Annotated in this window: 16 protein-coding genes, 14 tRNA genes and 3 rRNA genes; 31 read left to right on the plus strand and 2 right to left on the minus strand. The window is 66.3% G+C overall.

The features are described from left to right. The first annotated feature begins 123 nt into the window (after window positions 1–123). The 20 genes from ACZ45O_RS14155 (at window position 124) to argS (ending at window position 10,732) form a co-directional block, all read left to right on the plus strand. Window positions 124–1,687, plus strand: a 16S ribosomal RNA gene (locus ACZ45O_RS14155). 183 nt (window positions 1,688–1,870) lie between these two features. Continuing rightward, window positions 1,871–5,224 (plus strand): 23S ribosomal RNA (locus ACZ45O_RS14160). 124 nt (window positions 5,225–5,348) lie between these two features. After that, window positions 5,349–5,456 (plus strand): 5S ribosomal RNA (gene rrf, locus ACZ45O_RS14165). Together the 16S, 23S and 5S rRNA genes with 14 tRNA genes alongside form the textbook arrangement of a ribosomal RNA operon. A gap of 59 nt (window positions 5,457–5,515) precedes the next feature. Beyond that, window positions 5,516–5,589: transfer RNA gene (locus tag ACZ45O_RS14170), tRNA-Gln, on the plus strand. A gap of 18 nt (window positions 5,590–5,607) precedes the next feature. Then, window positions 5,608–5,682 (plus strand) — tRNA-Asn (locus tag ACZ45O_RS14175). 4 nt (window positions 5,683–5,686) lie between these two features. Then, window positions 5,687–5,762 (plus strand) — tRNA-Gly (locus tag ACZ45O_RS14180). 7 nt (window positions 5,763–5,769) lie between these two features. Continuing rightward, window positions 5,770–5,846: transfer RNA gene (locus ACZ45O_RS14185), tRNA-Met, on the plus strand. Window positions 5,847–6,028: 182 nt separating this feature from the next. Further along, a tRNA-Phe gene (locus ACZ45O_RS14190) sits at window positions 6,029–6,104 on the plus strand. Window positions 6,105–6,109: 5 nt separating this feature from the next. Continuing rightward, window positions 6,110–6,194: transfer RNA gene (locus ACZ45O_RS14195), tRNA-Tyr, on the plus strand. Window positions 6,195–6,200: 6 nt separating this feature from the next. Continuing rightward, window positions 6,201–6,276: transfer RNA gene (locus tag ACZ45O_RS14200), tRNA-Gly, on the plus strand. 7 nt (window positions 6,277–6,283) lie between these two features. Continuing rightward, a tRNA-Ala gene (locus ACZ45O_RS14205) sits at window positions 6,284–6,359 on the plus strand. A gap of 32 nt (window positions 6,360–6,391) precedes the next feature. Further along, a tRNA-Val gene (locus tag ACZ45O_RS14210) sits at window positions 6,392–6,467 on the plus strand. Between the two features lie 65 nt (window positions 6,468–6,532). Beyond that, a tRNA-Asp gene (locus ACZ45O_RS14215) sits at window positions 6,533–6,609 on the plus strand. A 5-nt stretch (window positions 6,610–6,614) separates the two neighbouring features. Next, window positions 6,615–6,705 (plus strand) — tRNA-Leu (locus ACZ45O_RS14220). 3 nt (window positions 6,706–6,708) lie between these two features. Beyond that, window positions 6,709–6,785 (plus strand) — tRNA-Ile (locus ACZ45O_RS14225). Window positions 6,786–6,795: 10 nt separating this feature from the next. Next, window positions 6,796–6,871 (plus strand) — tRNA-Thr (locus ACZ45O_RS14230). Between the two features lie 112 nt (window positions 6,872–6,983). Further along, window positions 6,984–7,074, plus strand: a tRNA-Ser gene (locus ACZ45O_RS14235). A gap of 122 nt (window positions 7,075–7,196) precedes the next feature. Then, window positions 7,197–8,090: a polyamine aminopropyltransferase gene (gene speE / locus ACZ45O_RS14240; RefSeq protein WP_464853877.1), complete on the plus strand. Its 894-nt coding sequence runs from the start codon at window positions 7,197–7,199 to the stop codon at window positions 8,088–8,090. Beyond that, entirely contained in the window at window positions 8,087–8,968 is an 882-nt protein-coding gene (speB, locus tag ACZ45O_RS14245) for an agmatinase (protein ID WP_464853879.1), read from the plus strand. Before speE ends, speB begins: the two co-directional genes overlap by 4 nt. 87 nt (window positions 8,969–9,055) lie before the next feature. Beyond that, on the plus strand, window positions 9,056–10,732 hold the full coding sequence (gene argS / locus ACZ45O_RS14250) for an arginine--tRNA ligase (protein ID WP_464853880.1): 1,677 nt from the start codon (window positions 9,056–9,058) through the stop codon (window positions 10,730–10,732). 170 nt (window positions 10,733–10,902) lie between these two features. On the opposite strand, the gene ACZ45O_RS14255 is transcribed toward argS, so the two are convergent. Continuing rightward, entirely contained in the window at window positions 10,903–11,331 is a 429-nt protein-coding gene (locus ACZ45O_RS14255; RefSeq protein ID WP_464853882.1) for an OsmC family protein, read from the minus strand. Window positions 11,332–11,562: 231 nt separating this feature from the next. Here ACZ45O_RS14255 and ACZ45O_RS14260 point away from each other — a divergent pair, with 231 nt between their 5' ends. The 4 genes from ACZ45O_RS14260 (at window position 11,563) to ACZ45O_RS14275 (ending at window position 15,370) form a co-directional block, all read left to right on the plus strand. Then, entirely contained in the window at window positions 11,563–12,078 is a 516-nt protein-coding gene (locus tag ACZ45O_RS14260) for an RNA polymerase sigma factor (RefSeq protein WP_464857780.1), read from the plus strand. Beyond that, window positions 12,068–12,859, plus strand: a complete 792-nt coding sequence (locus ACZ45O_RS14265; RefSeq protein WP_464857782.1) for an anti-sigma factor family protein — start codon at window positions 12,068–12,070, stop codon at window positions 12,857–12,859. Before ACZ45O_RS14260 ends, ACZ45O_RS14265 begins: the two co-directional genes overlap by 11 nt. Before the next feature lie 125 nt (window positions 12,860–12,984). Continuing rightward, window positions 12,985–13,866 carry a patatin-like phospholipase family protein gene (locus tag ACZ45O_RS14270; protein WP_464853884.1) on the plus strand — a complete coding sequence of 294 codons (882 nt, stop codon included), beginning with the start codon at window positions 12,985–12,987 and terminating at the stop codon, window positions 13,864–13,866. 28 nt (window positions 13,867–13,894) lie between these two features. Next, on the plus strand, window positions 13,895–15,370 hold the full coding sequence (locus ACZ45O_RS14275; RefSeq protein ID WP_464853886.1) for a sigma-54 interaction domain-containing protein: 1,476 nt from the start codon (window positions 13,895–13,897) through the stop codon (window positions 15,368–15,370). A gap of 35 nt (window positions 15,371–15,405) precedes the next feature. Here the strand turns inward: ACZ45O_RS14275 and ACZ45O_RS14280 are convergent, their stop codons facing one another. Then, on the minus strand, window positions 15,406–16,524 hold the full coding sequence (locus tag ACZ45O_RS14280; RefSeq protein ID WP_464853888.1) for a class I SAM-dependent methyltransferase: 1,119 nt from the start codon (window positions 16,522–16,524) through the stop codon (window positions 15,406–15,408). 321 nt (window positions 16,525–16,845) lie between these two features. On the opposite strand from ACZ45O_RS14280, the gene kdd reads away from it, so the two are divergent. From kdd to ACZ45O_RS14315, 7 genes are all read left to right on the plus strand, one after another. Then, entirely contained in the window at window positions 16,846–17,856 is a 1,011-nt protein-coding gene (gene kdd / locus ACZ45O_RS14285) for an L-erythro-3,5-diaminohexanoate dehydrogenase (protein WP_464853889.1), read from the plus strand. A gap of 111 nt (window positions 17,857–17,967) precedes the next feature. Beyond that, a complete protein-coding gene (gene kamA / locus ACZ45O_RS14290) occupies window positions 17,968–19,308 on the plus strand; it encodes a lysine 2,3-aminomutase (protein WP_464853891.1) in 1,341 nt (446 codons plus the stop codon). Continuing rightward, window positions 19,301–20,548: a lysine 5,6-aminomutase reactivase subunit KamB gene (gene kamB, locus ACZ45O_RS14295; protein WP_464853893.1), complete on the plus strand. Its 1,248-nt coding sequence runs from the start codon at window positions 19,301–19,303 to the stop codon at window positions 20,546–20,548. Before kamA ends, kamB begins: the two co-directional genes overlap by 8 nt. A gap of 23 nt (window positions 20,549–20,571) precedes the next feature. Beyond that, complete coding sequence (kamD, locus tag ACZ45O_RS14300; protein WP_464853895.1) at window positions 20,572–22,134, plus strand: lysine 5,6-aminomutase subunit alpha; 1,563 nt, start codon at window positions 20,572–20,574, stop codon at window positions 22,132–22,134. Further along, on the plus strand, window positions 22,131–22,868 hold the full coding sequence (gene kamE / locus ACZ45O_RS14305) for a lysine 5,6-aminomutase subunit beta (RefSeq protein ID WP_464853897.1): 738 nt from the start codon (window positions 22,131–22,133) through the stop codon (window positions 22,866–22,868). The genes kamD and kamE overlap by 4 nt, the downstream gene beginning before the upstream one ends. Window positions 22,869–23,088: 220 nt before the next feature. Next, window positions 23,089–23,517 carry a DNA-directed RNA polymerase subunit delta gene (rpoE, locus tag ACZ45O_RS14310; RefSeq protein WP_464853899.1) on the plus strand — a complete coding sequence of 143 codons (429 nt, stop codon included), beginning with the start codon at window positions 23,089–23,091 and terminating at the stop codon, window positions 23,515–23,517. A gap of 130 nt (window positions 23,518–23,647) precedes the next feature. Next, window positions 23,648–25,273, plus strand: a complete 1,626-nt coding sequence (locus tag ACZ45O_RS14315) for a CTP synthase (protein ID WP_464853901.1) — start codon at window positions 23,648–23,650, stop codon at window positions 25,271–25,273. Window positions 25,274–25,417: the final 144 nt, after the last annotated feature.

Consider the following 25,417-nt stretch of genomic DNA (forward strand, 5'->3'; position numbering starts at 1 on the left):
AAAATATATCCCTGCCAGCCACCGGTAATCGGCGGCGCGGCGGTCTCGAACCTTGAAAACTAGACAGTGCAGAAGAGGAAAGGCCAAGCGAGCCGAGTACTTCAATCGAGCCAATCGAACTTTTCCACGGAGAGTTTGATCCTGGCTCAGGACGAACGCTGGCGGCGTGCCTAAGACATGCAAGTCGAGCGGGGCTTTGAGGCTTCGGCTTCAAAGCCTAGCGGCGGACGGGTGAGTAACACGTGGATAACCTGCCCTTTGCTCTGGGATAACAGGCCGAAAGGCCTGCTAATACCGGATAAGCTCACGGCCTCGCATGGGGCTGGGAGAAAAGGCGCTAGAGCGATTGGCGCTGGCAGAGGAGGGGTCCGCGGCCCATTAGCTAGTTGGTGAGGTAACGGCTCACCAAGGCGACGATGGGTAGCCGGCCTGAGAGGGCGACCGGCCACACTGGGACTGAGACACGGCCCAGACTCCTACGGGAGGCAGCAGTCGGGAATTTTGCACAATGGCCGAAAGGCTGATGCAGCAACGCCGCGTGAGCGAGGAAGGCCTTCGGGTTGTAAAGCTCTGTTGCCTGCGAAGAAGGGCCCTGTCAGGAAATGGGCAGGGTTTGACGGTAGCAGGCGAGGAAGCCCCGGCTAACTACGTGCCAGCAGCCGCGGTAATACGTAGGGGGCGAGCGTTGTCCGGAATTACTGGGCGTAAAGGGCGTGTAGGCGGCCTGTTAAGTCAGGGGTGAAACTCCGGGGCTCAACCCCGGGCGTGCCTCTGAAACTGATGGGCTTGAGTGCTCTAGAGGGCAGTGGAATTCCCGGTGTAGCAGTGAAATGCGTAGAGATCGGGAGGAACACCAGTGGCGAAGGCGGCTGCCTGGGGAGTAACTGACGCTGAGGCGCGAAAGCTAGGGGAGCAAACAGGATTAGATACCCTGGTAGTCCTAGCCGTAAACGATGAGTGCTATGTGTGAGGGGTATCGACCCCCCTCGTGCAGTAGTTAACGCAATAAGCACTCCGCCTGGGGAGTACGGCCGCAAGGCTGAAACTCAAAGGAATTGACGGGGGCCCGCACAAGCAGCGGAGCATGTGGTTTAATTCGAAGCAACGCGTAGAACCTTACCAGGGCTTGACATCCGCCGAATCCTGCAGAAATGCGGGAGTGCTCCTTCGGGAGAACGGCGAGACAGGTGGTGCATGGTTGTCGTCAGCTCGTGTCGTGAGATGTTGGGTTAAGTCCCGCAACGAGCGCAACCCCTGTCGCATGTTGCCAGCACGTAAAGGTGGGGACTCATGCGAGACTGCCGGTGACAAACCGGAGGAAGGTGGGGATGACGTCAAATCATCATGCCCCTTATGTCCTGGGCTACACACGTGCTACAATGGCCGTCACAGAGCGCCCCGAACCCGCGAGGGGGAGGCAATCGCTGAAAGGCGGTCTCAGTTCGGATCGCAGGCTGCAACTCGCCTGCGTGAAGTCGGAGTTGCTAGTAATCGCGGATCAGCATGCCGCGGTGAATGCGTTCCCGGGCCTTGTACACACCGCCCGTCACACCATGGGAGCTGGCAACACCCGAAGTCGGTGAGCTAACCCCGCAAGGGGAGGCAGCCGCCGAAGGTGGGGCTGGTGACTGGGGTGAAGTCGTAACAAGGTAGCCGTATCGGAAGGTGCGGCTGGATCACCTCCTTTCTAAGGAGCTTTCCCCCTGAGCAAGGGGGAGACTCCCAGGTCGATACTCAGCCCACCAAAACGGGCTGGGGGGAATTGACGGCCGTTTGGCGGACCGATTCTGCACTGTTTAGTTTTGAGGGTTCGAGAAGAACCCCAGGTCGTACCTTGAAAACTGCACAGTGAACATGCGATTCTTAGCGAAATCAAGCTAGGAAGGGCACACGGTGGATGCCTTGGCGCCAGGTGCCGATGAAGGACGTGGAAAGCTGCGATAAGCCTCGGGGAGCCGCAAGCAGGCGTAGATCCGGGGATCTCCGAATGGGGCAACCCGGCTGGCGTAATGGCCAGTCACCCACAGCTGAATCCATAGGCTGTGCGGAGGGCACCGTCCGAACTGAAACATCTCAGTAGGACGAGGAAAAGAAATCAACCGAGATTCCCTCAGTAGCGGCGAGCGAACGGGGAGGAGCCTAAACCAGCGCCGAGCAATCGGCGCTGGGGTTGCGGGACGCCGAGAATGCGATGCCCGGAGTCTAGCCGAACCGGTCTGGAAAGGCCGGCCACAGAAGGTAAAAGCCCTGTAGGCGAAAGGCGAGGGGCCGCAAGGCGGATCCCAAGTACCACGGGACACGAGGAATCCCGTGGGAATCCGGGGGGACCACCCTCCAAGGCTAAATACGCCTGGCGACCGATAGTGAACCAGTACCGTGAGGGAAAGGTGAAAAGCACCGCGGGAGCGGAGTGAAAGAGACCCTGAAACCGTGTGCCTACAAGCAGTACGAGCGCCGTACGAGCGTGAGTGCGTGCCTTTTGCAGAATGAACCGGCGAGTTACGGTCACTGGCATGGTTAAGGGCCTCAGGCCCGGAGCCGAAGCGAAAGCGAGTCTGAAGAGGGCGTAGTCAGTGGCTGTAGACCCGAAACCCGGTGATCTATCCATGGCCAGGGTGAAGCGGGGGTAAGACCCCGTGGAGGCCCGAACCGATTAGCGTTGAAAAGCTACCGGATGAGCTGTGGATAGGGGTGAAAAGCCAAACGAACCGGGAGATAGCTGGTTCTCCCCGAAATAGCTTTAGGGCTAGCGTCGGCATGTGAGCTTGCTGGAGGTAGAGCACTGATTGGGCTAGGGGCCTACACCGGTTACCGAACTCAGTCAAACTCCGAATGCCAGCAAGTATGGCCGGCAGTCAGACGGCGAGCGCTAAGGTCCGTCGTCGAGAGGGAAAGAGCCCAGACCGCCAGCTAAGGTCCCGAAGTTCCTGCTAAGTGGTCAAGGATGTGGCGTTGTAGAGACAACCAGGATGTTGGCTTAGAAGCAGCCATCATTGAAAGAGTGCGTAATAGCTCACTGGTCGAATGACGCTGCGCCATAAATACTCGGGGCTAAGCAGGACACCGAAGCTGCGGGTGTGAGCGGTGAGAGGTGAGTGGTGAGCAGTGAGTGGGGTCCGGAGTTTTCAGGATCTGCGGGTGTACCAGCAGGGCTACGAACTGGCGCTGACGGTGCACCGGCTGACCCGTAGATTTCCGGCCCACGAACAGTTTGAGTTGGGACAGCAGTTGCGTCGAGCGGCCGTGTCCATCCCGGCGAACATCGCCGAGGGATTCGGTCGGCGCGATTCAGCCGCTGACTTCCGACACTTTTTGCGGATTGCGTTGGGGTCTGCCAACGAGATGTACGTCCTTCTGAGTCTGGCCAGGGATCTCGGTTACGAGATCGCTGCGATGGACAAAGTCATATCCGGGTACGAACAGCTCGGGAAGCAGATCTACACGTTGATGCAAAGACTGCAGTGACCCACTACTCACTACTCACATCTCACTGCTCACGCGGTAGGGGAGCGTTCCATGCGGGCAGAAGCATGACCGGAAGGACATGTGGACTGCATGGAAGTGAGAATGCCGGTATGAGTAGCGAAAAGACAGGTGAGAATCCTGTCCACCGAAAGCCTAAGGATTCCTGAGCAAGGCTCGTCCGCTCAGGGTCAGTCGGGACCTAAGCCGAGGCCGAATGGCGTAGGCGATGGGAAACAGGTCGACATTCCTGTACCACCTACGGGTCGCTTGACCGATGCGGGGACGCAGGAGGCTAGGGGGACCCGGCCGTTGGTCGTGCCGGGGTAAGCGGGAAGCGTGGTCCGGCAGGGAAGTCCGTCGGACTAAACGTGAGCCGTGACGCCGACCGAATTGAAGTAGGGAAGCCCCTGACGCCACACTGCCGAGAAAAGCCGCTAGGGAGACCCGGGGTGCCCGTACCGCAAACCGACACAGGTAGGCGGGGAGAGAATCCTCAGGTGCGCGGGAGAACCCTCGCTAAGGAACTCGGCAAAATGCATCCGTAACTTCGGGAGAAGGATGGCCTTCCCTGGTGAGAGGAGAGACGCCTCAAAGCTGGGGGAGGTTGCAGAGGAGAGGCCCAAGCGACTGTTTACCACAAACACAGGTCAGTGCTAAGCCGGAAGGCGACGTATACTGGCTGACGCCTGCCCGGTGCTGGAAGGTTAAGGGGAGAGGTCAGGCCGCAAGGCCGAAGCTTTGAACCGAAGCCCCAGTAAACGGCGGCCGTAACTATAACGGTCCTAAGGTAGCGAAATTCCTTGTCGGGTAAGTTCCGACCCGCACGAATGGCGTAACGACTTGGGCACTGTCTCAGCGAGGGACCCGGTGAAATTGAAATACCTGTGAAGATGCAGGTTACCTGCGATTGGACAGAAAGACCCCATGGAGCTTTACTGTAGCTTGGCATTGGACTTTGGTGGTGCGTGTACAGGATAGGTGGGAGCCTTGGAAGCTGGGTCGCCAGATTCAGTGGAGGCGCCGTTGGGATACCACCCTCGCAGCATCGGAGTTCTAACACGGACCCCTGGATCGGGGTAGTGGACCGTGCCAGGTGGGCAGTTTGACTGGGGCGGTCGCCTCCCAAAAGGTAACGGAGGCGCCCAAAGGTCCGCTCAGGATGGTTGGAAATCATCCGGGGAGTGTAAAGGCAGAAGCGGGCTTGACTGCGAGACAGACAGGTCGAGCAGGGTCGAAAGACGGGCTTAGTGATCCGGCGGTACCGAGTGGAAGGGCCGTCGCTCAACGGATAAAAGCTACCCTGGGGATAACAGGCTGATCTCCCCCAAGAGTCCACATCGACGGGGAGGTTTGGCACCTCGATGTCGGCTCATCGCATCCTCGGGCTGAAGTCGGTCCGAAGGGTTCGGCTGTTCGCCGATTAAAGCGGTACGCGAGCTGGGTTCAGAACGTCGTGAGACAGTTCGGTCCCTATCCATCGCAGGCGCAGGAGATTTGACGGGATCTGCCCCTAGTACGAGAGGACCGGGGTGGACGGCCCGCTGGTGTACCAGTTGTCCCGCCAGGGGCACCGCTGGGTAGCCAAGGCCGGAACGGATAAGCGCTGAAAGCATCTAAGTGCGAAGCCGACCCGAAGATGAGATCTCCCATCCCGTGAAGGGAGTAAGGCCCCTGGAAGATGACCAGGTAGATAGGCCGGGAGTGGAAGCGGCGTAAGTCGTGGAGCAGACCGGTACTAATCGGCCGAGGGCTTGATTTCGCAAAGCATGTCGGCGTATACAGGGGTGCTGCTGCGCAGCACCTGCTGGCGCCGGGCGTCTTCGGGGGCTGCGCCCCCTGCAGACGCCTCACTGTACAGTTTTGAGGGTAAGACCTCAGCGTTTTTGGGTGGCGATACCGGAGGGGATCACCCGTTCCCATACCGAACACGGAAGTTAAGCCCTCCAGGGCCGAAGGTACTCCGCAAGGGGGAGAATAGGTCGCTGCCCAAACTAGTTTAACGACAAGCGGCCCCGGTGATTCTGCTGCCGGGGTCGCGCGTCGAACTTGCTGGGGATTGGGGTAACGGTAGCCCGCCTGACTCTGGATCAGGTAGTCCTGGTTCGAATCCAGGATCCCCAACCAGACGTGCCGGCACCTCATTCCGGCATAGCTCAACGGTAGAGCATCCGGCTGTTAACCGGAGGGTTGTAGGTTCGAATCCTACTGCCGGAGCCATCCTGCGGGTTTAGCTCAGTTGGTAGAGCGCCACCTTGCCAAGGTGGAGGTCGCGAGTTCGAGTCTCGTAACCCGCTCCAGTCTCATGGCGGTGTAGCTCAGCTGGTTAGAGCATGCGGTTCATACCCGCAGTGTCGCTGGTTCGAATCCAGCCACCGCTACCAGAGCGTCTGAGGTGCCGGGCGACCCGTGCACGCGCCGCCCGGCACTCATCTATCCAACCCAGAACTGCCGACAGCGCAAAATCGCCCATCACCAGCAGCCAACCAACCACCTACCAGCCACGACACACCACTCACTACTCTCAACCGCCCACCGCTCATGGCCCACAACTCACAGCTCATACGGCCCGGTAGCTCAGTTGGTAGAGCACGCGACTGAAAATCGCGGTGTCGCCGGTTCGATTCCGGCCTGGGCCACCACTGGCGGGGAGATACCCAAGTGGTCAAAGGGGGCTGACTGTAAATCAGTTGCGTAACGCTTCGGTGGTTCGAATCCACCTCTCCCCACCAGATTCTGCGGGTTTAGCTCAGTTGGTAGAGCGCCACCTTGCCAAGGTGGAGGTCGCGAGTTCGAGTCTCGTAACCCGCTCCAGTGTTTTGGGGCTATAGCTCAGTTGGGAGAGCGCTTGAATGGCATTCAAGAGGTCAGGGGTTCGACTCCCCTTAGCTCCACCAGGCGGCGGTTCCACAGGCCGCCGCAGCAAGATGCGCGGTTAGCTCAGTTGGGAGAGCGCATGATTGACGTTCATGAGGTCAGAGGTTCGAATCCTCTACCGCGCACCAAGGCGTCATATTGGCGCCTGCAGGTCGGCATTCCCGTTGCCGCCTGAGGCGCCCTGAATTTATGCGGAGGCGTGGTGTAGAGGCCTAACATGCGGCCCTGTCACGGCCGAGATCGCGGGTTCGAATCCCGTCGCCTCCGCCAGACCCGCAGATGTGGCGGAATTGGCAGACGCGCACGGCTCAGGACCGTGTCGGGTAACCACTCCCGGTGGGAGTTCGAGTCTCCCCATCTGCACCAAATGCGAGGGTAGCTCAGTTGGCCAGAGCACACGGCTGATAACCGTGAGGTCCCGGGTTCGAATCCCGGCCCTCGCACCACTTTTTGCTCGCTGGTGTAGCTCAGCCGGTAGAGCAGCTGATTCGTAATCAGCAGGTCGCCGGTTCGAGTCCGGCCACCAGCTCCAACCTCTTGCCTGCCGGCCTTCGTGCGCCGCGCGTCGCCGGTGGGCGAAACTGTTTTCCGATTCACCATTTCCCACAGCCCACGACACACAGCTCACAACCCCTGCGCCATACGGAGAGGTGGCCGAGCGGTTGAAGGCGACGGTCTCGAAAACCGTAGTAGGCCTTGTGTCTACCGTGGGTTCGAATCCCACCCTCTCCGCCAGCATCATCAGGACCCAGCCTCTGCGGCTGGGTCTTGTTTTGCTTTTGCTGCCCACAGGGGCTTGTGCTATAATTTGACGGTACTTTACCTCGTTCTGTGCGCTGGAAAGGAGCCATGGTCCCGTGGAACTCTTCCTGACTGAGAATCAGACGGAGGATATGCGGCTCTCCGTCCGCGCCACCAGGGTCCTGCACCACGAGAAGACCCCGTACCAGGAACTGATCATCGTGGAGACCCCGCAGTGGGGGCGCCTCATGGCCCTGGACGGTTTCTTTCAGACCTGCGATCGTGACGAGTTCGTCTACCACGAGATGGGCGCGCACGTGCCGATGCTCACCCATCCCGATCCGAAGCGGGTGCTCATCATCGGCGGCGGCGACGGCGGCATGGCCCGCGAGGTGGTGCGCCACCCGGGGGTCGAACACGTCGACCTGGTCGAGATCGACGGGCGCGTCATCGAGTGCTGCAAGGAGTACTTCCCGCAGATCTCGGTGGCGCTCTCGGGGAACCCGAAGGTGCACGTACACGTGGCCGACGGCATTCAGTGGGTGCAGCAGCACGAGGCGGAGTACGACGTGGTCATCATCGACTCTTCCGAGCCGATCGGGCCCGGCGAGGGCCTATTCACGGCCAACTTCTACGCCAGCGTCTACCGCTGCCTCACCGGCGACGGCATCTTGGTCGCCCAGACTGAGTCGCCCTGGGTGAACGCATCGGTGATCCAGCGGGCCTACCGGGGCATCCGGAAGTCCTTCCCCATCACACGGCTGTACCTCTGCGCGGTGCCCACGTACCCGACCGGGCTCTGGTCGTTCACGGTGGGGTCGAAGAAGTACGATCCGCTGCTGGCCGAGCCCGAGGAGCGCATCGCCGAGCTGGGCGACCTGAAGTACTACACCCCTGAGGTGCACCACGCCGCGTTCCAGCTTCCGGCCTTCGTGGCCAGGCTGCTGGAGGAGGCCGAGGAGCAGGAGGCCGAACAGGAGGCCAGGCAGGAAGGGGAGGCGCAGCCGTGAGCGGGCGCAACTTGCCCGGCTTTCCGCACATCGAGCGGCTTGCCGACTTCATGGCCTCGTCAGACGACTACGCATCGGCCCGGACGGTGCTCTGGGGCATCGGTCAGGACTTCACCACGTCGTACCGCCCCGGGACCCGGTTCGGCCCGGGGCGCATCCGGGAGGCGTCATACGGGCTGGAGGAGTTCAGCTATCACTCCCGCATGAGCCTCACCGAGAAGAGTTTCTTCGACCTGGGCGATGTGGCCGTGGTCTTCGGCGATGTGCAGGAGACGCTGCGCCGCGCCGAGGAGGTGGCCCGCCGGCTCTTCGCCGACGACAAACTCTCCCTGATGATGGGCGGCGAGCACCTGGTCACGCTGCCGGTGGTGAGGGCCGCCCACGAGAAGTACGGCGATGACCTGGTGCTGCTGCAGTTCGATGCCCATGCCGACCTGCGCGAGGATTACCTGGGCAACCCCCTCAGCCACGCGACGGTCATGCGGCGCTGCCTCGACTTCTTGCCGGCGCGCAACCTCTACCAGTTCGGCATCCGCAGCGGCACGCAGGAGGAGTACGAGTTCGGCATGAGCCGGTGCCACCTGTTTCCCCACGAGGTGCTGGAGCCGCTGCGGCAGGTCATCCCGACGCTGGGAGACCGGCCGGTCTACGTCACCATCGACATCGACGTGATGGACCCGGCCTTCGCGCCCGGCACCGGCACGCCCGAGCCCGGCGGCATCACCAGCCGCGAGATGATCGACGCCGTGCTCGCCATGCGCGGCCTCAACGTGGTGGGGCTCGACGTGGTGGAGGTGGCGCCCGGGCTGGACCAGACCGACCGGACGCCGGTGCTGGCGGCCAAGCTGATTCGCGAGGCGATTCTGGCCTTCGGATAGCGCAGGCGCGTCATCTGAGGCGGCGGCGGCGCCAGGCTCAAGGCCATAGCGCACTTCTTCGTTCAACTCATAGGAGGGCGGACGGACATGCGTATTGTAGAGCAGATCAAGAGCGAGATCCGCCAGGCCCTGGCGGATGCGGTCGCACGGGCGGTGGCGGCGGGCGTGCTGGTCGGTCCGGCCCCAGACATCATGCTGGAGAGCCCGAAGGACAAGGCTCACGGTGACTTTGCCACCAACCTCGCCATGGTGATGGCCCGGCAGGAGAAGAAGGCCCCGCGGGTCATCGCCCAGGCGATCGTGGATCACCTGCAGACGGACGGCACGTGGATCGAAGCGGTGGAGATCGCCGGCCCCGGCTTCATCAACCTGCGCCTGCGCCACGGCTGGGTGCACCAGGTGCTGCCGGCGATTCAGGCCGAGGGGGCCGACTACGGCAAGAGCGACCACGGCCAGAAGCAGCGGATCCTGCTGGAGTACGTCAGCGCCAACCCCACCGGCCCCATGGTGCTGGTGCAGGCCCGGGCCGGCGCTTTCGGCTCGGCCCTCGGCCGGCTGCTCAACTGGGCCGGCTACGAGTGCCACACCGAGTTCTACGTGAACGACGCCGGCAACCAGGTGAAGATCCTGGCCCGCACCGTCGACCTGCGGGCGCAGGAGTTGCGCGGCGCGACCATCGAGATTCCCGAGGGCTACTACCCCGGCGAGGACGTGATCGAGTGCGCCCGCGCCCTGCTGGAAGAGCACCCCGACTTCCTGGAGAAGCCTGAGGAGGAGCGGCTCGCCTTCCTGGAGGTCTGGGCGCCTGAGTACTTCCGCAAGGGCCAGGAGGAGGTGCTGCGCAGCTACGGCGTTGAGTTCGACCGCTGGTTCAGCGAGCGCTCCCTCCGGGAGGCCGGCGCCCCGGCCAGGCTGGTGCAGTGGCTGCTGGAGAAGGGCGAGGCCTACGAGAAGGACGGCGCCGTCTGGATGCGCACCACCAAGTACGGCGACGACAAGGACCGGGTGCTGGTCAAGTCCGATGGCGAATACACCTACTTCGCCGCCGACGCCTGCTACCACAAGGATAAGTACGACCGGGGCTACACCACCCTCATCGACATCCTCGGCCAGGACCACCACGGCTATCAGGGCCGCATGAAGGCGATGGTGGAGTGTCTGGGCCATCCCCGGGATTCGCTGGAGATCCTGTTCACCCAGATCGTCCGGCTCTTCAAGGACGGCCAGGAGTTCCGCATGTCGAAGCGCAAGGGCAACTACGTCACCATGGAGGACCTGCTGGAGCAGGTCTCGGTGGACGCCGCCCGCTACTTCTTCCTGATGCGCAGCCTGGATACGCACATGGACTTCGACCTCGACCTGGCCAACCTGAAGTCCAGCGACAACCCGGTGTTTTACATTCAGTACGCCCATGCCCGCATCTGCTCCATCCTGCGCCAGGCGCAGGAGCAGGGGCTGGAGGTGCCGGCTGCGGCCGACGTCGATATGGCGCTGCTGGCCGACGAGTCCGAGGTCGAGCTCATGCGCAAGCTGGCCGAGTTTCCCGAGGAGATCATCGGCGCGGCGGACGCCCGCGAGGTGCACCGCATCACCCGGTACCTGAACGAACTGGCCACCCTCTTCCACCAGTTCTACACCCGCTGCCGGGTGGTGAGCGACGACCTGCCGCTCACCCGGGCCCGGCTGCTGCTGGTGGACTGCACCCGCACCGTGCTCGCCAACGCCCTGGGGATTCTGGGGGTCTCGGCGCCCGAGCGGATGTAGACGCCCCGGGAGTTCTGGGGGGGACGGCTGGGCCGCCCACACTGAAGCCGAACAGAGAGCATGGCTGCGCCGCCCAATCCGGGCGCACCCGTGCACTTGTGCACGCGGCGACCTGTCACTATGTTACAATAAAAGGAGCCCGCAGCAGGTGTCCGGGCTCCTTTCTCATGTTACTCCACGGGTTCTCCGTTGATCTCGATGCGGTAGGTGATCTCCGCACCGTGGCGGAAGAGGCCGGCCACGGAGCAGTAGCGCGTCTCCGAAAGCTCCACCGCCCGCTTCACCTTGTCGGCGGGTACATCCGCGCCGAAGACCCGGTAGACCATCTCGAACCGCTCGAAGTAGCGCGGATGCTCCTCCCGCTCGTGGGCCTCCACGGCGACCTCCACCCGGTCGAAGTCCACCCGCATCTTGTTCAGGATCGAGACCACATCGATGCCGGTGCAGCCCCCCAGCGCGGCCAGCAGGAGCTCGGTGGGCCGGGGGCCCTTGTCCTCGCCGCCGACCTCGCGCCGCGCGTCCATGAGTACCGTGTGACCGGAGCCCGTCTGGGCCTCGAAAGCCATTCCACCTGTCCAGCGTACCAGTGCTTCCTTCATACCGAATCACCTCGTCTGTCTGATTCGTCGCCTGGGGTAGCGCCTGAGTCCTCGGATTCGCAGCCCGGTGCGTCGAGTCTCTGGATTCGCCGCCCGGTGCGGCGCCCAGTTGACCTGATTCGCTATGTAGTGTGCATCGCCTGCCGAACCTTTTTCCCGTGTAACGCGCTCTTCATTTTGAGAGGCGTTCGGCGGAAGGGGGCGCCGAGAAGGAGGGATACCACTGTGACCATGGAGGAGCGCTTCTTTGCACTGTACCGGCCCGAGCAGGGAAGACTCTACCGCACCGCCTGGGCGATTCTCGGCAACGAAGCCGATGCCGCCGACGCCCTGCAGGAAGCCACCATCCGCGCTTACCGCGCCTTTGGCCAGCTCCGGGGCGGCGACGTGGCGTTTCCGTCCTGGATGCGGCGCATTCTCGTGAACACCTGTACACAGATCCTGCGCAAGCGCATGCGGGTCATTCCTGTGGAGAAGCCAGAGGACCTGGCCTCGCACCCCGTCACCGAGATCGACCTGCCGCTGGACGGCGACGTGTGGGACGCGGTGCGCAGCCTGGACGAGCGCTACCGGGCCGTGGTCGTGCTGCGCTTCCTCAACGACATGCAGCTGGACGAGATCGCCTCGGCGCTCGACATTCCGCTGGGCACGGTGAAGTCCCGGCTGCACACGGCCATGAAACTGCTGCGCAGCCGCCTGAACGCTCTCGAGGAACGAAAGGAGGGGCGCGGTGTCGATGCAGTGTGAGCAGATCCAAACGGAGCTGATCGCGTATCTTCACGGTACGCTCTCACCGCAGGAGCGCGCCGCCATCGAGGCACATCTGATGCAGTGCGAGGCCTGCTCAGAGGAGGCCGACGCGATGAAGGATATCAGCGACAAGCTTTCACAGGGGCTGAAGGAGTGGGTGAACCAGGGGGTATGCCCGCCTGAGGTCGCGGAGCGAATCCAGCTGAGCCTCAGGGGCGAGGGCCGCCGCTCCGCCTGGCGCCGCCTGGGGATCGCGGCCGCATCTGTGGCCGCAGTGGCTGCCGTGCTCCTGTTCGCCCTGTCCACCCAGCCGCAGTATGCGCAGCAGCTCGCTTCGGTGCCCGTCCTCGGGGCGCTGGCGGCCCAGCTGCTCGAGCCCGACCTCGAGATTCACCTGAACCCGCAGCAGCATATGACCGCCGCCCTTTTCCGGCCCAGCCGCTCCGTGAAGCTGCAGGTGACCGAATCGGAGGGCGGCCTGAGCCTTACCATCACGTCTGTGGCGACCGGCGAATCTGCCACCCGGATCGGCTACACGCTGCAGGGGGAGGGGCTCGTCCTGCCCGAGGAGCAGGAGGCCCTGGTGCCTGCGGTCAGCACGCAGGCCGGGCCGCTCACCTGCCAGTCGCTCACGGCCGATCAGCGGCGGGGTGAGATTCGCTTCGAGCTGTACTGCGAGCCGGTGCCGGCCGGCGAGGAGATCAGCCTGACCCTGCCGGAGCTTCCGCGGGAAGATGGAGGCACCTTCCCGTCCCTCATGGCGACCTTCACCAACTGAAAGCGGCATTCCAGGCGGCAGGGAGGATCCGGCTCCCTGCCGCCTGCATAGTCTGAAAGGTGAACCTGATTGCCGCCGAACCGTAGGAGTTCGGCGGTTTGCCGACGAAGTGAGGTGATAGACGGATGCCATCTGCACCGAAAGTGGGGCTGGCCCTGGGGGGCGGATTCGCCCGGGGCATGGCGCACATCGGTGTGCTCCAGGCCCTGGTGGCGCACCAGATCCCCATCGACCTGGTGGCGGGCACCTCCGCGGGCAGCCTGGTCGGGGCCCTCTACGCGGCGGGCTGCGACCCCTGGGACCTGGAGCGGCTGGCGGCGGAGATGAACTGGCGCTCCCTGGTCCGGCTGCGCCTCAGAAGGGACGGTCTCCTGGACACCAGCGGGCTGGAGCGCTTCTTCGTGGAGCGGATGGGCGACCTGGACTTCTCTGACCTGCGCCTGCCCTTCGCCGCGCTGGCCACCGACCTGCTGGACGGGCGGCCGGTGCTGATCCGGGAAGGGCGCGTCACCACCGCCGTGCGGGCGAGCTGCGCCTATCCGGGCATCTTCCTGCCGGTGCGCATGGGCGACCACACCCTGGTGGACGGCGGGCTGACCCAGCCGGTTCCGGCCCCGGCCGTGCGGCGCATGGGGGCCGATCTGGTCATTGGCGTGGAGCTGTCCCAGGAGCCGGTCGCCGCCCAGCGGCCCCGCAACCTGTTACATATCATGATGAGCAGCCTGGCCCTGGTGCAGCGGCCCCTGATCCGCCAGGCGGCGGCCGCGGCCGATATCCTCATTCGCCCCGACCTGCAGGAGTTCAACCCGATCGAGCTGGACCACGTGGGCGAGATCGTCGCGCGGGGGCGCGAGGCCGCCGAGCAGATGATCCCGGCCATCCGGCAGCGGCTGGCCGCGCTGCGGCAGGCGGTGTGCGGGCCGGCGGCGACTGAATCGGCCGCCACGGTGGAAGCGGCGGATCCTGAGGCGGAGTCCGGAGAGGCCGAGGAGGCGGCCGATCTGTAGGCCAGGCGCTTGCGCAGGAGGGAGTGGCGTGATCGATCAGAAGCGGCTGCTGAAGGCCCTCATGTCGGTGATCGACGAGGGCATTCACGTCGTGGACAGCGAAGGGGTGACGGTGCTGTACAACCGGCAGGCCGGGCAGAACGACGGCCTCTCCCCCGAGGAGGTCATCGGCCGGCACCTGCTGGAGGTCTTCCCTTCGCTGACGCCGACCACTTCCACCCTGCTGAAGGTGCTGGCCACCGGAAAGCCCATTCCCGCCCACGAGCAGACCTTCACCAACTACAAGGGGCAGCGGGTGACAACGGTCAACTCGACCCTGCCCATCTTCCACGAGGGCAAGCTGGTGGGGGCCATCGAGGTCTCGAAGGACGTCACCCAGGTGCGCGAGCTCTCCGAGCGGGTGGCGGGCCTGCAGGCGGCGCTGCTGCGCCCCCGGCCGCGCAGGGGCGCCCCGGTGGGGGGCGCGCGGTACACCGTCGACGACCTGGTGGGCGAGCACCCCGCGATGCAGCGGATCAAGGAGCAGGCCCTGCGGGCGGCCGCCACCGACTCGCCGGTGCTGGTGTATGGCGAGACCGGCACGGGGAAGGAGCTGCTGGTGCACGCCATCCACGCGGCCAGCCCCCGCCGGAACCGGCCGCTGGTGGCGCAGAACTGCGCCGCCCTGCCCGAGGGGCTGCTGGAATCGCTGCTGTTCGGCACGGCCAGGGGATCCTTCACCGGCGCCGAGGACCGGCCGGGGCTGTTCGAGCTGGCCGACGGCGGCACGCTCTACCTGGACGAGATCAACTCCATGCAGCCGGAGCTCCAGGCCAAACTGCTCAGGGTGCTGCAGGACGGGCGAATCCGCCGGGTGGGCGAGCCCACCGAGCGGCAGGTGGACGTGCGAATCATCGCCTCCACCAACGAGGAGCCGGCGGCTGCCGTGGCGAGCGGGCAGCTCAGGCGCGACCTGTACTACCGCATCGCCGTCGTCGCCCTGGAGCTGCCGCCGCTGCGCCGGCGGGCCTCCGACATCCCGATCCTCACCCGCCACTTCCTGGCGAAGCACAGCGAGCGGCTGGGGCTGCCGGAGCGGCCCCTCAGCCCTGAGGTGGAGGCGTTCTTCCAGTGGCACAGCTGGCCGGGCAACGTACGGGAGCTGGAGCACGCCATCGAGGCGGCTCTGCAGATGGCCAGCGGGCCTGAGATCCTGCTGAGCGACCTGCCGGCCCCGCTGCAGCGGGCGGCGGCCCAGGCGGAAGCGGCTGTGGAGGCGGATGCGGATGCGGCCGGAGCCGTGACCTCTGCGGCCGCGGCCTTGCAAAGGGCCGCGAGACCCGGGCCGCGGCAGCTCCGCCGGAGCCTGGCCCACCTGGAGCGGGCGGCGGTCCAGCAGGCCCTGGAGGAGGCGGGCTGGAACCTGAGCCGGGCGGCCCGCATGCTGGGGATGCCCCGGCAGACGCTGCAATACCGCATGAAGGTGCTGGGCCTGAAGCGGCCCGAAGAAGCGAAACACCCCTGAGCCTGCGCAGCGGGCCCGGGGGTGTTTCATCTCGTCTACCTGCGCTTTCGACGGGCGCTGGCGGCCACCCGCCGGGCGTGCTTGCGCGTGGTGGGCCGCGCGGGTCTTGCGGGGGCACGCCGATCGGCCCGCTTCTCGGCGGCGATCAGCACATAGCCCTCCTGTTCGGCCACCCGGCAGCCGCCGAACACTGCCCGGGTCTTCGCCACGTACCAGTCGGCGCGCCGCACCACCAGGTAGAGCCACCCGCCCGGCGCCAGGTGGCGGTGGGCGTCCTCGATGAAGCGCCTGGCGACGGCGAAGTCGGTGTGGTACGGCGGGTTGGAAGCGACAAGGTCGAAGGTGCGGCCCTGCAGCGCCGAGAAGCCGTCGCTGGCCAGCACCTCCGCGGACGGCGCGTTCTGCCGGGTCAGCCTGAGGGCCCGTGCGCTTACGTCCACGGCGGTCACCTGGCACCCCCATACCGCCGACGCGACGAGGCTGACCACGCCCGCACCGCAGCCCAGGTCCAGGAAGTGCAGGACGGCCCCGCGCTCGTCCAACCCGGCCCTCCGCTCCGCCATGTGTTTTGCCAGTGCCAGAAGGAGCTGGGCTGTTCCCGGATCCAGACCGCGCGGCGAGAAGACGCCGGGTTCCGACTGCAGCGTCAGGGTCTGCCCGCCCATGGTCACGTCGTAGGTGTACCGCTGCGGCGCCCAACCGCCGGCGCGGGGCTGGCAGGCCAGCAGCACGCCGCTCTGCATGGAGAGCTGGCCGAACCAGGGGGCCACGTCGATGTGGCGGGCTGAGGTGAACAGCATCCCGCCAGGTTCCAACCGCTCGGCCGCCTGGGCGGCGAACTCCCGGGTGAGCGCCGGGTCGAGCCCGGCGGCGTCCAGGAAGATGAACCGGAAGGGCCCGGGAGGCAGCCGGTCGGCATGGTGGACGTCCATCACCCCGGCCGCAGCCGCAGCGCGGCAGGCCGTCAGGTGGTCATGCAGATAGCTGCACCCCAGTGCCAGGGCGACGGCGCCGCCTGCGCCGGCCACATCGAGGCAGGCGCCTGCGCTGCCTGGGTCCGCAGCATCGTGGCAGATACCTGCACCGTGGCGGGCAGGAGAAACGAGGTCCAGGGCGGCCTGCAGCAGGGCCCGGGTGGTGCGGGGCATGTCCATCTTGATCTTCCTCTCCGGCAGCGTTTTGTGCCTCTCTACCAGACTATTCCTCAAACGGCCGGGTGGCAAGGGCGGCCGGGTTGGTCGGGACAGACCCGGGGCAGACCCGGGGCAGAACGGGCGCAAACGCGGGCAGACGCGGGCGCACGCAGGCAGACGCAGGTAGACGCGGGCACACGCGGCAAGACCGCCAGGTTTTCGGCACCTCCATCTGGGCAGGGGCCCTTGTTGCTGAATTTTTGGCACCAAAGGGCCCCGTTTTGCCCGCCGAATGGGTGGCACGATTCTTGCAACTCCCTCGCGGCGGGAGTGATGTCAATCATGGCCTTGGGCTGTCCATACGGCACGCACCGGGTGCTGGAGCCCGCCGGAAGCCTGCCCCAGCCGGCCTGGCGGGTGAACAACGATCCGGCCATCTACGACAACGAGATCCTCATCGACGTGGAGCGGCTCAACATCGACTCGGCCTCGTTCCGGCAGATCAGCGAGGAGGCGGGGGGCGACCCCGACCGCATTGCCGCGGCGATCCGAAAGATCGTCGACGAGCGGGGGAAGATGCACAACCCCGTCACCGGCTCGGGCGGGATGCTCATCGGCACCGTGCGGGAGGTGGGCCCGGCCCTGCAGGCGGACGCCAGGCCCGGCGACCGCATCGCCACGCTGGTGAGCCTGAGCCTCACGCCGTTGCGCATCGAGGCCATCCACCGGGTCCTGCCCGAGGCGGACCAGGTGGAGGTGACCGGCACGGCGATTCTCTTCGAGAGCGGCATCTACGCCAAGCTGCCGGAGGACATCCCCGACAACCTGGCCCTCGCGGCGCTGGATGTGTGCGGTGCGCCGGCCCAGACCGCCCGGCTGGTGAAGCCCGGCTCCCGGGTGCTGATCCTGGGCGGGGGCGGCAAGAGCGGCCTGCTCTGCTCCTACGCCGCCCGGCGGGCCGGCGCCGCCGAGGTGATCTGCTTCGACTACAGCGACGAGAGCCTGGCCCGGGCGCGGCGGCTGGGGGCCGCGCACCGGTACATCCAGGGCGACGCCCGCGACGCCCTCGGCGTGATGCGGGCCGTGGGGGAGAAGGTGGACCTCACGCTCTCGCTGGTCAACCTGCCCGGCGCCGAGCTGGGGGCCATCCTGGCCACCAAGCCCACGGGCATGATCTACTTCTTCAGCATGGCCACCTCGTTCACCGCCGCCGCCCTGGGGGCGGAGGGGGTGGGCAGCCAGGTGGAGATGCTCATCGGCAACGGCTACTACCCCGGCCACGCCGAGCTCACGCTCGACCTGCTCCGGGAGAGCCCCGAGCTTCGGGCCTTATTCGAGGAAGTGTACGCCTGAACGGGGCTCGCGTGAACGGGCACGCCCGAGCGGAGAACCACGCCGCCCGCGGTGGGGGGCCGCGGGCCGGCGGCAGCGACCGAGAGCGACCGAGAATGGGAGGGACAGCGCATGCTGAGCAAGCCGCGCGACTGGCGGGAGATCCCGCTCTGGAAAGATGCGACCGAGGAGCAGTGGAACGACTGGCGCTGGCAGGTAAGTCACCGCATCACCAACCTGGAGCAGCTGAAGCAGGTGGTGAACCTGACGGAGGAGGAGGAGGCCGCGATCCGCGACTCCGAGCACCTCTTCCGGCTGGGCATCACGCCCCACTACGCCACCCTCATCGACCCGGACGATCCCAACTGCCCCATGCGGCTACAGGCGGTGCCCAAGTACGCCGAGCTCGCCTGGGCCGATTACGAGATGGGCGATCCGCTGCATGAGGATGTCGACTCGCCGGTGCCGGGGCTCACGCACCGGTACCCCGACCGGGTGCTGTTCCTCATCACCCATGAGTGCTCGCTCTACTGCCGGCACTGCACCCGGCGGCGCATCGTGGGGGACCAGGAGGCCATGTCCACGGCCATGCTCGACCGGGCGATCGCCTACATCCGGGAGCGCCCGGAGGTCCGGGACGTGCTGATCTCGGGCGGCGATCCGCTGGCGGTGCCCGACCGGCGGCTGGAGTACGTCATCAAGAACCTGCGGGCGATCCCGCACGTGGAGATCATCCGCATCGGCACCCGCATGCCGGTGGTGCTGCCGCAGCGCATCACCCCCGAACTGGTGAACATGCTCCGGAAGTACCATCCCATCTGGCTCAACACCCACTTCAACCACCCCTTCGAGATCCTGCACCCCAAGGCGCGGGAGGCAATGGAGCGGCTGGCCGACGCCGGCATCCCCACGGGGAACCAGTCGGTGCTCCTGAAGGGCATCAACGATTGCGCGGTCATCATGCGCCGCCTGGTGCACGAGCTCGTGAAGGTGCGCTGCCGGCCCTACTATATCTACAACTGCGACCTCTCCGAGGGGCTGAGCCACTTCCGCACCAGCGTCTCGAAGGGGCTGGCCATCATCGAGGCCCTGCGGGGCCACACCTCGGGCTACGCCGTGCCCACGTTCGTGGTGGACGCCCCGGGCGGCGGCGGCAAGATCCCGGTGATGCCGCAGTACCTGATCTCCCAGTCCGACGGCCGGGTGATCCTGCGCAACTTCGAGGGGAAGATCAGCATCTACCACGAGGGAACGCCCGAGGACCACGTGGTGGACGACAAGTGCACCCTCTGCGGCACCGACCACAGCGAGATCAAGATCGGCCCGGCTGCCGAACTTTGGGCAGTCAAGCGGCGGGCCGGCGAGGTGGAACTGCCCGCCGGCGTCACCCGGCTGGGCCGGCAGGCGCCGCTGATCACACCGGAGCAGTTGGCGCAGCTGGAGACGGCGGGGCGTGAGGCCGGCGATGACTGATGGCCGGGCCGTGTCGGATGAGCGGACGCTGACAGATGAGCGGACGCTGACAGATGAGCGGACCCTGACCGATGAGCGGGCCATGGCCGATGAGCTCGCTCTGCGCCTGCTGCGGGCCGTGCTCCGCGGCCGGGACCAGGGCCGCGTCAGCCTGCTGGGGCTCTCGAAGAACGCCGGCAAGACGGTCGCCTTGAACCGGCTGATCCGGGCCGCCGCGGCAGAGGGGGCGCCCCTCGGGCTGCTCTCCACCGGCCGGGACGGCGAGGCGATCGACGCGGTGACCGAGCTGCCCAAGCCGCGCATCTGGGTCCCGGAAGGGGCCCTGGTGGCCACGGCTGCCGCGGCGCTGGAGCCGGGGGGAGAAGAGCACCTGGCCAGCGGCGGCGAGGCGGGCGGAGACCGCAGCGAGGACCGGGCCCGGGTGGCGGTGCTGCGGGAGACGGGCGTGAGTACGCCTCTGGGCCCGGTGGTGATCGGCCGGGTGGAGCGGCCCGGGCAGGCGCTGCTGGTGGGCCCGGGCTCGGCGGCCCGGATCGCGGCGCTCCTTGACGAACTGGAGGGCGCGGGGGCCGCGCTCTGCCTGGTGGATGGCTCGTTTGACCGGCGGGCGGCGGCCGCCCCGGCGGTGACGGGACTGGCGGTGCTGGCCGCCGGCGCGGCGTACTCGGCCTCCATGGAGGCCACCGTCGCGCAGGTACGCCACCTGCTGGAGATCTTCGATCTGCCTGCAGCCCCGCCGGACTGGCTGGAGCGGATCGACCGGCTGGGGGCGCCCCCGGAGTGGCCGGCGCGGCGCGAGCGGGCCGGCGGGGACCGCCCGCCGGTCTGCCTGCTGCCGCCTGACGGGCCGCCGGTCGCCGTGCCGGTGGCCAGCGGCCTGGCCGATCCGGACCGGGTGGCGGAGGCTGCCGCGGGCGCGCCCCCGGGCACCGTGCTCTGCCTCACCGGGGCGCTTACCGACGGGCTGCTGAAGGCGCTGCTGGCCCGGCGGCTGGGGCGGGTGCCCGTCCTGGTACCGGACCCGACGCACGTGCTGGCGGAGCGCAACACCTGGCGCCGGTGGCGGCGGCAGGGCGGGCAGGTCTGGGTGGAGCGGCGGGTGGAGGTGGCCGCAGTGACCACCAACGCCTACTCCCCGGTGGGGCCCGGCTACGATGCCGCGGCCTTCTGCGCCCGGGTGGCGGAGGTGGCCGCGCGGCCCGTGGCGGACCTGGTGGCCGGCATCGCACACAATTTTTGAACTGAAAGCGGAGGGATACGCCCTTGTCACTGACGCTGAACATCGACCCGGCACGGGTGGCGCGGGCGCGGGAGCTCGCGGGCCGCATTGTGGACCAGGTGCAGCCCTTCATCGAACGGCACACCACCACGGCCATCGAGCGGGCGGTGGTGCGGCTGTTCGGCGTGGAGGGGAAGGGGCCGGATGAGGTGCCCCTGGCCAACCTGGTGGTGGAGGCCCTGCAGGACGGCGGCGGCCTCGCCCGCGGCGCGGCCTTCTGGATGGCCAACGCCTGTGCGCAGACCGGCCGGACGCCGCAGCAGGTGGCCGAGGCGGTGGCCGCCGGCGACCTGGACCTGATGCGGCTGCCGCTTCTGCCGGAGGCGGAGATTCGGGCCGGGGCAGAGCGGCTCGCCCGCGGGGCGGTGGACCGCATCCGGGAGAACCGGCGGGCCCGGGATGCGCTGATCAACCGGTACGGCGAGCGGCCCGCGCCCTGGCTCTACCTGATCGTGGCGACGGGCAACATCTACGAGGACGTGGTGCAGGCCCAGAACGCCGCCCGGCAGGGGGCGGACGTCATCGCCGTCATCCGCTCCACGGCCCAGTCGCTCCTGGACTATGTACCCGAGGGCGCGACCACCGAGGGCTTCGCCGGCACCTACGCCACCCAGGAGAACTTCCGCATCATGCGCCGGGCTCTGGACGAGGTGAGCGAGGAGCTGGGCCGCTACGTGCGGCTCACCAACTACGCCAGCGGCCTCTGCATGCCCGAAATCGCCGCGCTGGGGGCCCTGGAGCGGCTGGACATGATGCTCTCAGACTCGATGTACGGCATCCTGTTCCGGGACATCAACCCGCAGCGCACGCTCATCGACCAGCACTTCGCCCGGATGATCCAGGCCGAGGCCGGCATCATCATCAACACGGGCGAGGACAACTACCTGACCACCGCCGACGCCTATGAGGCGGCACACACGGTGCTGGCCTCGCAGTTCATCAATGAGCAGTTCGCGCACCGCTCGGGCATGCCCGACGGCCAGATCGGCCTGGGTCACGCCTTCGAGATGGACCCGAGCCTGGAGGACGGCCTGCTCTACGAGATGGCCGACGCCCTGCTCAGCCGGGTCTGCTTCCCCAACGCCCCGCTGAAGTACATGCCGCCCACCCGGCACATGACCGGCGACATCTTCTTCGGCCACGTGATGAACGCCCTCTTCAACCTGACCAGCGTGGCCACGGGGCAGCAGATCCACCTGGTGGGCATCCTCACCGAGGCGATCCACACCCCCTACCTGCACGACCGGTTCCTGGCCATCGAGAACGCCCGCTACCTCTTCAACAACGCCCGCCACTTCCGGGAGGAGTTCCAGATCGTGCCCGGCGGGCGCATCGAGCGGCGCGCGAACGAGGTGCTGGCGCGCACCCTGGGCCTCCTGGAGGAGATCGCAGCGCGCGGCCTCTTCCAGGCGATCGCCGACGGGGTCTTCGCCGGAATCCGGCGGCCGGCCGACGGCGGCAAGGGGCTGGACGGCGTCCTGGAGAAGGATGCGGGCTACCTGAACCCCTTCTACGACCTGTGCCTGAAAGGGGGCGGCGGGCGGTGAGCCGCGTGGTCCTGCCCTACGGCGACACCACCGGAGACGGCGCCGTACAGCTTTCCTTCACCCTGCCGGTGCCCATCGGCGGCGTGGCGCGGGAGGCCGCCCGGCAGCTCTGCCTGAAGATGAACCTGGAGAACCCCCAGGTGGTGGCCATGCGCGATCTCGGCGGCGGCTACACCTTCTTCATCGTCTACGCCCGGGCGACCCGGGGGGTCGACCTGGATGCGATCCACGTGCCCGAGGTTTCCGCCCCGGCCTGGTCGATGCAGGAGATCGACCGGATGGTGGCGGAGAAGATCGGCCGGCCGGTGCGGGTGGTGGGGGCCTGCACAGGCACCGACGCCCACACGGTGGGGCTGGATGCCATCCTGAACATGAAGGGCTACCGGGGCGACTACGGCCTGGAGCGCTACCAGGGGTTCCGGGTCTGGAACCTGGGCAGCCAGGTGCCCAACGAGGCGCTGGTGGCGAAGGCGCAGGAGGTGGAGGCCGATGCGGTCCTGGTGAGCCAGGTGGTGACGCAGAAGAACGTCCACCTGAGCAACATGACCGGCCTGGTGGACCTGCTGGAGGCGGAGGGGATGCGGGACCGGGTGCTTTTGATCGCCGGCGGGCCGCGCATCACGCACGAGCTGGCGGTGGAGCTGGGCTTCGACGCCGGCTTCGGCCCCGGCACCCTGCCCAGCCAGGTGGCGGCCTTCATCGTGCAGTCGCTGCTGGAGCGCCAGGAGCGGTGAGATATGGGCCCCGACCGCACGCGCCGTGCGGTTCGGGGCGTTCTCCTTTCGGTGTGTCGCCGGGCGGGCGCGGCGCATAGGTTGGCAGGGTCTTGACGAAATGACGCGCGGCGGGTAAATTTCGGCTCGTACCATGTGTAGGGCAGCAGGAATACGCGCGCGTCAGTCGAATGTCCTCCTCGGCTTTCGCACAGGGAGTGTAGATAGGATGGGAGCGCCTATGAACTTGAAGCCTGACATGTCGGTGACCGATCTGGCCTTCACCATTTTGAAGAAGCACGGCAAGCCGATGCATTTCAAGGAACTGATCAGTGAAGTCATGCAGGTGAAGGCCATCAGCCAGGAGAACCCGGGCCGCCTGATTGCGCAGATGCACACCGAAATCAACCTCGATTCCCGCTTCATCCACCAGGGGGGCGGCGAGTGGGGGCTCAGGGAGTGGCGGCCCAAGACGGCCCGGGTCGTCCATATCAAGCCGGACGGCACCGCCGGCCGGGTCAGCCGGGCGCCCCTCCGGCTGGAGCATGAGCTGGACGATATTGGGGAAGAAGAAGAAGAGGATCTCGGGGAGGAACTGGACGACGAGTTCTCCCTGGACGAGGATCTGGAAGACGGGCTGGAGGACGAGGAAGACGAGGACGACCTCTAGCGCCGGGCGGCAGGAGGGGGATACGGCGTATCCCCTTTTCGCTTGACACCCATCGCGTCGCTGGCTAGAATAGACCAGTATTTACACACAGCAGCAGGAGCGGCCGAGTTTCCAGGGAGGGGCACGGAAAATGGCCAAGTACATCTTCATAACCGGAGGCGTGGTCTCAGGTCTCGGAAAAGGCATCACGGCGGCGTCCCTTGGCCGGCTCATCAAGAGCCGGGGCTATGGGGTCACCGCCCTTAAATTTGATCCTTACTTGAATGTGGACCCGGGCACGATGAGCCCCATCCAGCACGGCGAGGTCTTCGTCACCGAGGACGGCGGCGAGTGCGACCTGGACCTGGGCCACTACGAGCGGTTCATGGACGTGAACCTGGGCAAGGGAAACAACGTTACCACCGGCAAGATCTACTCCTCGGTGATCGCCAAGGAGCGCCGGGGCGACTACCTGGGCGGCACCGTGCAGGTGATCCCCCACATCACCAACGAGATCAAGGCCCACATCCGCCGGGTGGCGGAGGACAGCGAGGCCGAAGTGGTCCTGGTGGAGATCGGCGGCACGGTGGGCGACATCGAGGGACAGCCCTTCCTGGAGGCCATCCGTCAGTTCAAGAACGAGGTGCCCAGAAAGGACGACGTGGTCTTCATCCACGTGACCCTGGTGCCGTACATCGGCGCCTCGGGCGAGCTGAAGACCAAGCCGACGCAGCACTCGGTGCGGGAGCTGCGCTCGATCGGTATCCAGCCCGATGTCATCGTCTGTCGCTCCGACCGCGAGCTCTCCAAGGAGCTGCGGGAGAAGATCGCCCTCTTCTGCGACGTGCCGCCCGAGGCGGTCATCCCCAACATGGACCTGGGCTCGCTCTACGAGGTGCCCCTGGCCATGGAGGCGGAGGGGCTGGCGGAGATCGTCTGCCAGCGGCTGGGGCTCGACCCCCGCACCCCGGACCTCGCCGAGTGGAAGGCCCTGGTGCAGCGGGCCCGGAACCCCGAGCACGAGGTGGAGATCGCCCTGGTGGGCAAGTACGTGGCGCTGGAAGACGCCTACCTCTCGGTGGTGGAGTCGCTGAACCACGCCGGCATCCACAACAACGCCCGGGTGCGCATCCACTGGGTGGACTCGGAGCGGCTGGAGAACGGCGTCACGCCGGAGACGCTGGAGGCCTACCTGGGCCATGCCGACGGCATCCTGGTGCCGGGCGGCTTCGGCTACCGGGGGATTGAGGGGAAGATCAACGCCGTCCGGTACGCCCGGGAGAAGGGGATCCCCTTCTTCGGGATCTGCATGGGCATGCAGACGGTGGTGATCGAGGTGGCCCGGAACCTGCTGGGGCTCTCGAAGGCCAACTCCACGGAGTTCGTGATGGACTGCAAGGAGCCGGTGATCGACCTGATGGCGCATCAGAAGCAGGTATCGGACATCGGCGGCACCATGCGGCTCGGGGCGTACCCCTGCCGGCTGAAGCCCGGCTCCAAGGCCCACGCCGCCTACGGCACGGAGCTCATCCGTGAGCGGCACCGGCACCGCTTCGAGGTGAACAACGCCTACCTGGAGCGGCTGGAGGCCGTCGGCCTGAAGGCCGTGGGCATCTGGCCGGAGGGGAACCTGGTGGAGGTCATGGAGATGGAGGGTCACCCCTGGTTCGTCGGGGTGCAGTACCATCCGGAGTTCAAGAGCCGCCCGAACCGGCCGCACCCGCTGTTCCGGGATTTCATCAAGGCGGCGCTGGAGCATAGGGCTGGGAAGAAGTAGGGACTCATTCCATACGGGCCTGTGCAGCGGTGCTGCACAGGCCCGATCTTCATTCTCCCTGGTTTCGAGTGCGAAGAGGCCGCGTTCGCGGGGGTTCTGAGTTGTGGCGCAGGCGACACAACGGTTATATTGACATTGTAGATT

It is taken from the genome of Symbiobacterium turbinis (assembly GCF_055383075.1).